Consider the following 6547-nt stretch of genomic DNA (forward strand, 5'->3'; position numbering starts at 1 on the left):
GCGGACCCGTCGATTGCGGTGCGTACCTGTGTCGCCCTGGCCTGCGCGCAGGCGCTGCGATACGACCGCGCGACGGCCATAGCTCTTTTCCTGCGGCTTTGCGATGCGGAAGACGACTTGCTGGGCGCGCATCCGGTCGAAGAATTTCTTCACTACACGGCTCGCACCGAGCTCGAGCAGGTTTGGCCGATCCTCGAGCGGATGCTCGCTTCCGGTGTTGCGAAAGCCAGGGAGGCGGGCGCTCGGCAAGCTACGCTGGCCGCGCTATCTGACGAGGCCGCGCGGGCCTTGGCGGAAACGTCGATAAACGGCGATTCCGAGACACGGAACGGAGCGGCTGAGGTTCTGAGCCACAACATCTTCGCAGCACCGGACCGCGCATATTGCGAGGCATCCCTGGCATGCCGGCTACGTCCGCTTCGGGTCGGAAGCTGACACTGCCAGCTTGTTGCGCCAGCGTCCGCTTCGAGGCGAAGCAGCCAGTCCCCAGGAGCAGACAGCGTTCGGTGGCTCGGTCACGCCGACATTGCCAGTCAGCGCTTATCGACACCTCACCGCGCCGCCTGCAACCCGCGGAGCCGCCCAACCGCCAACCCCCGCGCGAGCCCAGCACGATACGGCCGGTCGCTGCGCCCGTAGTACGCGGACGCACCCGCATCGGGGCCGCCCAGGTCCGTGCCGACGAGTTCCCCTGCCGCGTTGAAGAGCCCGGACCCGCTGCTGCCGGGCCTGGTGCCGCCGGTTCTGTGCTCGACGCGGACGAAGCCGATGGCGTCCGGGTAGGCGTCGGCGCCGCAGTTGTCGACCTCCACGATGGTGCGCAGGGCGGAACAGGGGAACAGCGCATGCCGACGCCAGGCAGACCGGGCAAAAATGCACCGGCGGCGGTCAAACGGGGTCATTGCGCCGCACTCGGTGGACAAGAGATCAATCGCTTACGTGCGTACGGACGGCGGATGCGCTTCGCCCAATCTCTGAACAAGGTCCGCCCTACGGCGGATTCTTGCCCAGTCTCCAGGGGCAGGGCGCGGAGCAGCCGCTGACGTCAGATGTCGCGCGGGTCGGGTTGGGTTTCTTTCGACCGGGCGGGGGGGGAGAATTGGGCGCACAGCGATGCGTGCCGCCATCGGTGCGCGCGAATTCTCCGACGGCGCTTTGCCGTCGGCCCCATGTCGGTGCTGTCGGGGCGGCCGACGAATCGCGCCGCAGTACCCAGACCCCAACAATCGATGTCCTATCACCCGAGCGCAGGCCGCGGCAAGGGCCGTTTGCGCACCCGATGTCTGTTGGCAATCGCACTGCTCTGCGCGCAGCCGGTGCTCGCCGATGAGCTAATCATGACCAATGGGGACCGGCTCAGCGGCCACGTCCTTGCGGCCGACGACGGGGGCGTGACGCTGCAAACCGACTACGCCGGCGTCATCCTCGTCCAGCGGGCCAAGATCGGCACGCTGCGCTACGGCGCGGTTGCCCCGGCGCCGGAGTCGGCCCCGGCGTCGGCTGGGCCGCAAACAGCGCATGCCGGGGCGCAGAGCGACACAACGCCCGCGCCGGATGCCGGCGCCGCGGGGATCACGAACAACTCGCCCATGGCGCTGGCGGACCTGTCCGCCCCCGCTTCCCCCTATACCGCGGGCACCGATCTGAGCGGCCGGATCAATCTCGCCCTCACCAGCGATAAGGGCAACTCGCAGCAGAACGACCTGAACCTGGACTACAGGGTCGAATTGCGCCATGGCTGGAATCGCATCGACAGCCACGGCGAGCTGGCGGTCGATACCACCGGGGGCGTCAGATCCGTGGACAAGTGGTCCAGCTACAGCGGCTACAGCCGGCACTTCCCCTCGAGCTGGTACGCCGCCGCCGTGCTCGGCCTGCGCCACGATCGCTTTGCGGACCTGCGTTTGCGCAGCATCGTTGGGCCGATGCTCGGGTATCCGGTGGCGGAGGGCGATGCGTTGACGCTGAGCCTCGAGGCGGGGCCCGTGCGGCTGCACGAGGATTTTTACGATCAGCCGGCTCGCTCCTCTTGGGGTCCGGCCTGGTTCCTGAATTACGACCAAAGCGTCTGGCATGAGCAATTGCGCCTCTACCACCGCGAGTTCGGCTATGTGGCGGCGGATACCGCGAACAAGCGTCTGTGGCAAGCGTGGACCGGCATGTCGGTGCCGCTGACCAAGGGCTTCGTGGGCAGCATCGAATTCGAGTATGACTACGACAGCGACCCCGCCGTCGCCGCCAAGACCACGGACACCGCGCTGCGGGTCAAGCTGGGCTACGAATGGTGACCACGAATGGCAGCGGCCGGTGGCGGCGTGCTGGATCTGGCCCCCAGGCGCAGTGGCGGGTGCGCTTCGAGACTGTGAAAGTAGTCGGTGTAGGTCCGTTGGCGCAGCGTAACCGGACGCTGGGCGACGGTGAGTCGTGGATTGTCGGGTTACGCTATCGCTAACCCGACCTACGATCCTTTCGCGCTTTTCGCGTGTTTCGCAGTTCCTCTTCAGAAGCTGCGCAGTTGCGCGTGCGACTGACTCCAGCGTGCGTCGAGACGCGCGGCGATGAGCGCCGGTGCACGCTCGAAGTCTTCTCCCGAGGGCAGTGGGAGCGGCAGCCCCGGGGGCCCCACTTGGGACGGATCGAAAGGGAGCTCCGGCTCGCCGTTGTGCTCGGCATTGACGACGCCGGCCGACGCGGTGGTCTGCGGCGCGTCTTGTGCGCCGGTGTCGCCGCCCGCCGCGAGGGGCTTGATGCTGAACAGCAGGATGCCGGCGGCCACCGCCCAGCATCCCAGCGTCGCGGGCGTGAGCCAGGGTCAGCGCACGGCGCGCTTCGCGGCGGGCCGTCGATAACCCCGGGCGGCCGGTTCTGGTGTCCCGGAGCGTTTGTGCTTCAGCATGACGGCGAGCCTCCCATTGCGTCTGGCCGCCCAGGGCCGCCGCTGGCCATGCAGGCTTGGGCGTGTGCGCGATCCACCGCGTTATGATTGGGCATCGGGTCTGCTCCGCTGGCTTTCATGAAGCGAACCACGCTCCGCGTTGTCATTCTGCTCGCGCTTGCCGGCGCGGTGTTGCTCGGCTCCGGCGCTTACCTGTACTTCGTCGGCACGCGCACGCTGCTGGAGCACGCTGAGGCACTGAGCCTGAGCCGCATGCAGGCGCCTCGGCTCCCAGGCTCGGAGACACTGCGGCTGTTCTACGCCACCAATCGGGTGCCGCGCCCGTCGGCGGCAGGCGCTGGGTCGGATGCGCGCTTCTCGTCGCAGCGCCATGACGCGCTGGAGCTCGGCAGCTTCGACATCGCCGTGGAGCCGACCCTCGGCCTGGGCATGCTGCTGAACCCGAGCGACTGGCTCATCAACGAGGAGATCCGCCTCAAAGCCGTGCGACCGCTGTTGCTCCCCGGCTTCAGCGGCGAGCTGCGCGAGCAGGTGCTGGCGTCCGCGTACCAGTCGCTGCTGGTGGTGGTGCACGGCTACCGCGAGACCTTTCCGTCCGCCTTGCGCAAGACCGCGTTCCTCGCCCACGTGCTCGACATCGACACGCCGGTGCTGTTGTTCGACTGGCCGGGGGATCAGGGGGCGTCGCTGACCGGCTATCGGCGGGCGCGGCGGGTGGCGACCGCCTCGGGCGCAGAGCTCGCGGCGGTGCTATCGCAAGTGGTGCATCAGGCCGGGCCGCGGCGGCTTTGGATCATCGCCAACAGCCTGGGTGGCCAAGTGGTGGTGGATGCCTGCCATCACCTGGCCGCGGAGCCGGACTTCGCCGACCACCAGACCGAGATCGAGAACGTCATTCTGACCGCGCCGGATGTGGGCCGGCGCGAGTTCGACACGCGCTTTCGCACCGAGATCGAGGCGCTCGCGGACAACCTGACCATCTACGTGTCCGCCAACGACCGGGCGTTGCTGGTGAGTCGGCTGGTCAACCGCGGCCGGCGCCTCGGGGAGAGCACGCTGAACCCGAGAGACCCGGATCAGGCGGCCGTCGCCGCCAGCTTCGCGGCGCTGATGCAGCCGGCGGACCAGCGCCTCACGCTGGTGGACGTAACACCGGTGAACCGCACGCGCAACTTCCACAATTTCGGCCTGGAGACGCCGGAGTTCTTCGACGATCTGTTCCTGCGGTTGACTGGCACCGGGTTGCCCAGCAACCGGCGGCTGTACTTCTTGGAGACCCCGGAGCACCGGCGCTATTTCGTGCTGACCCGCGGGCGGTGAGCGCCGGCGGCCGCCGGGTGGCGGCGCCGGGCGCCCGTGCCGCTCGCCGGGCAGCGGCGCCGGCGGCTTCGTGCTCATCCGCCCTGCGCCGGCTTGTCGCCGTCCTGGTCGGGCGGGGTAGCCTGATCGGTCGGGTTCATGGCCGAAACGGGGGCCGTGGTTGGGCTTGTCGCCGGGCCCGGGGGCGTGTCTTCCGATGCCGGGATGGCCTTGACCTCAGGGCCTAGCATGACCGCCAGCGCGCGGGTGTGGGTGCTCGCATCCAGTGCCGCGATCAGCGTCGCGGTGAGTGGCACGGCCAGGAACATGCCCACCAGACCGAACAGCCAGCCCCAGAACAGCAGCGCGATAAACACGGCGAGGGTCGAGATGCCCAGCCCGCGGCCCATGATGCGGGGCTCGATGACGTTGCCGATGACGGTGTTGACGACGAGATAGCCCGCGGCCACGAGCAGGGCCGTGAGGACGTCGGTCTGCACCAGCGCCATCAGCACGCCCGGGATCATCATGACGATATTGCCGACCACCGGCACGAAGTTGAGCAGAAAGGCGATCACGCCCCACAGCGGCGCGAAGTCGATGCCGAGCAACCAGAGCAGCAGCCAGATGCAGAGTCCGGTGGCGGCGCTGGTGAGCGTCTTGATCTGCATATAACGGTTCATGCGGGAGAACAGCTTGCTGATGCGTGCCTCAGCGTCGGGCGACAGATTGAATGCCACGTGCAGCTTGGTGCGCAGACTCGGGGCCTCCAGCAGAATGAAGATCACGGCGAGCAGCACCAGCAATCCGGTGGCGAGCACGCCGCTCGCGTTCGACAACATGAGCCGCACCACGGCCATGACCTGCTTAGGGTTCAGCAGGTCGGGAATGGCTTCCTGGGAGTGGCCGACGCCGGCTGCCTCCAGCAGGCCGCCAACCTGCTGGCTCAGCAGCATGAAGCGCTCCTGATAGGTGGGAAAGCTGTCGCGAAAGCCCTCCAGGGCACCGGTGGTGAGCAGCGCCAACAGGCTGCCGACGTCCAGCAGGATGAAAACGACCACCGCCAGTGCGCCCCACTTCGGCACGCCTTTTCGACGCATCCAACGCAGCATCGGAGTGGCGACGATAGCGATGAAGGCCGCCAGCAGCAGCGGCGCCAGGATCGGTGCTGCTGCCTTCATGAGTGCGATGACCAAGGCGGCGGCGCCGGCAATGATGAGCCCCCGTGCCGGTGGGGTGAATTGCATCTGGATCGACATGCGTTGTCCCTCGATGGAAATGGCGTAACGTGCTAGTGCGGGTCGCGATGGCCGGACTGTCGCCCTCCAGGGCGACACTCGCTCGCGCCAGACAGCAAACGGTATCGACAATTCCAAGGCCGTGCACTAGGGGGTTGTCCGCTCAGGGGCTTTGGCTTGCCGCTGCTCCAAGGACGCCATGGCCTCCATGGGTATCGTCCGCACTGTCGACACCGCGCTCCTGCGCGATGGTCAACAGGATGATGCGCTTGATCTCGGCGACGGCGGCCGGGTTGTCGAAGCCACCGTGGCCGGTGGGCACCACCAGCTCGGACTCGGCGCTCGCGACCCGTGCGCTCCATACCGACACCACGCTGTCGGAGCCCGTGCGGCCGTTACCGCGGCCGCGATTGCCGATGATGCTGTGCACGGGCACCGTTGGCGTGGCGGCGTTCAGCGCGCGCAAGAAGGGGGAGCGCGGCGACAGGCCATGGATGCTGGTGGGCAGCCGCTGGGTCTCGCCGCCGGCGAGGTGGATCATCGCGTGCTCCATCTCGGTGAGTAGAGTGTCCGGCAGGCGGATGAGCCGAATGGCGAGCGCGCCCGCGCTATTGGCGGCAAGGCGGCTGCCGCGGTGGGGCGTGAACAGGAAGATGACGCGGGCGACATCGGTGCGCGGCTCGAAGATCAGCGCCCGGCGCACGCGGCTGTACTCGGGCAGCTCGGAGACGCCAGGCAGGATCGCTTCCGCCTGCGCCGGGGTCATGCGCGAGACCTGCGCACGGGACAGGATGCCGCCCATGCTGTGGCCGATGAGGATCATGGGCAGCCGCAGCCCGGTGTGGGCGACGGCGGCGTCCAGCGCCTCGCGCAGTTGCAGCGCGGACAGCGGCACCGGCTGGCCGGAGGGGTAGTAGAAGAACCAGATCTGGCAGCAGTCCCGGATGCGCGGATCGGCCAGGAGCTGGGTCACCAGCGGCTTCCAGACGGCGGGCGTGGACAGCAGGCCGTGCACCAGCACCAGCGGCGTCTTGTCCGGCTGGAAGGGCTCCAGGAACACGATGCGCGGCTCGCCCCGGAAGTGCCCCGGCCACAGCAGGTTGGCGATGGCCGC

Annotated in this window: 7 protein-coding genes; 3 read left to right on the top strand and 4 right to left on the bottom strand. The window is 68.1% G+C overall.

Going from position 1 to position 6547, the window contains the following annotated elements:
- On the top strand, positions 1 to 435 hold a 435-nt coding region (locus LJE69_RS19765; protein ID WP_296927783.1), incomplete at its 5' end, for a hypothetical protein.
- Positions 436 to 551: 116 nt separating this feature from the next.
- Here the strand turns inward: LJE69_RS19765 and LJE69_RS19770 are convergent.
- Positions 552 to 902 carry a hypothetical protein gene (locus LJE69_RS19770; RefSeq protein WP_296927784.1) on the bottom strand — a complete coding sequence of 117 codons (351 nt, stop codon included), beginning with the start codon at positions 900 to 902 and terminating at the stop codon, positions 552 to 554.
- Between the two features lie 327 nt (positions 903 to 1229).
- Here LJE69_RS19770 and LJE69_RS19775 point away from each other — a divergent pair, with 327 nt between their 5' ends.
- Positions 1230 to 2288: a DUF481 domain-containing protein gene (locus LJE69_RS19775; protein WP_296927785.1), complete on the top strand. Its 1059-nt coding sequence runs from the start codon at positions 1230 to 1232 to the stop codon at positions 2286 to 2288.
- 212 nt (positions 2289 to 2500) lie between these two features.
- Here LJE69_RS19775 and LJE69_RS19780 read toward each other — a convergent pair whose 3' ends face one another.
- The gene (locus LJE69_RS19780; protein ID WP_296927786.1) at positions 2501 to 2776 is read right to left on the bottom strand and encodes a hypothetical protein; all 276 of its coding nucleotides are present in this window, start codon (positions 2774 to 2776) and stop codon (positions 2501 to 2503) included.
- A 237-nt stretch (positions 2777 to 3013) separates the two neighbouring features.
- Between LJE69_RS19780 and LJE69_RS19785 the strand changes: the two genes are divergently transcribed.
- On the top strand, positions 3014 to 4216 hold the full coding sequence (locus LJE69_RS19785) for an alpha/beta fold hydrolase (protein WP_296927787.1): 1203 nt from the start codon (positions 3014 to 3016) through the stop codon (positions 4214 to 4216).
- A gap of 74 nt (positions 4217 to 4290) precedes the next feature.
- On the opposite strand, the gene LJE69_RS19790 is transcribed toward LJE69_RS19785, so the two are convergent.
- The gene (locus LJE69_RS19790) at positions 4291 to 5454 is read right to left on the bottom strand and encodes an AI-2E family transporter (RefSeq protein ID WP_296927788.1); all 1164 of its coding nucleotides are present in this window, start codon (positions 5452 to 5454) and stop codon (positions 4291 to 4293) included.
- A 142-nt stretch (positions 5455 to 5596) separates the two neighbouring features.
- Positions 5597 to 6547: alpha/beta fold hydrolase (locus tag LJE69_RS19795; protein ID WP_296927789.1), on the bottom strand; the 951-nt coding region annotated here is incomplete at its 5' end.

Origin of the sequence: Thiohalocapsa sp. (genome assembly GCF_022340605.1) — a bacterium.
In the GTDB taxonomy this organism is placed as follows: domain Bacteria; phylum Pseudomonadota; class Gammaproteobacteria; order Chromatiales; family Chromatiaceae; genus Thiohalocapsa.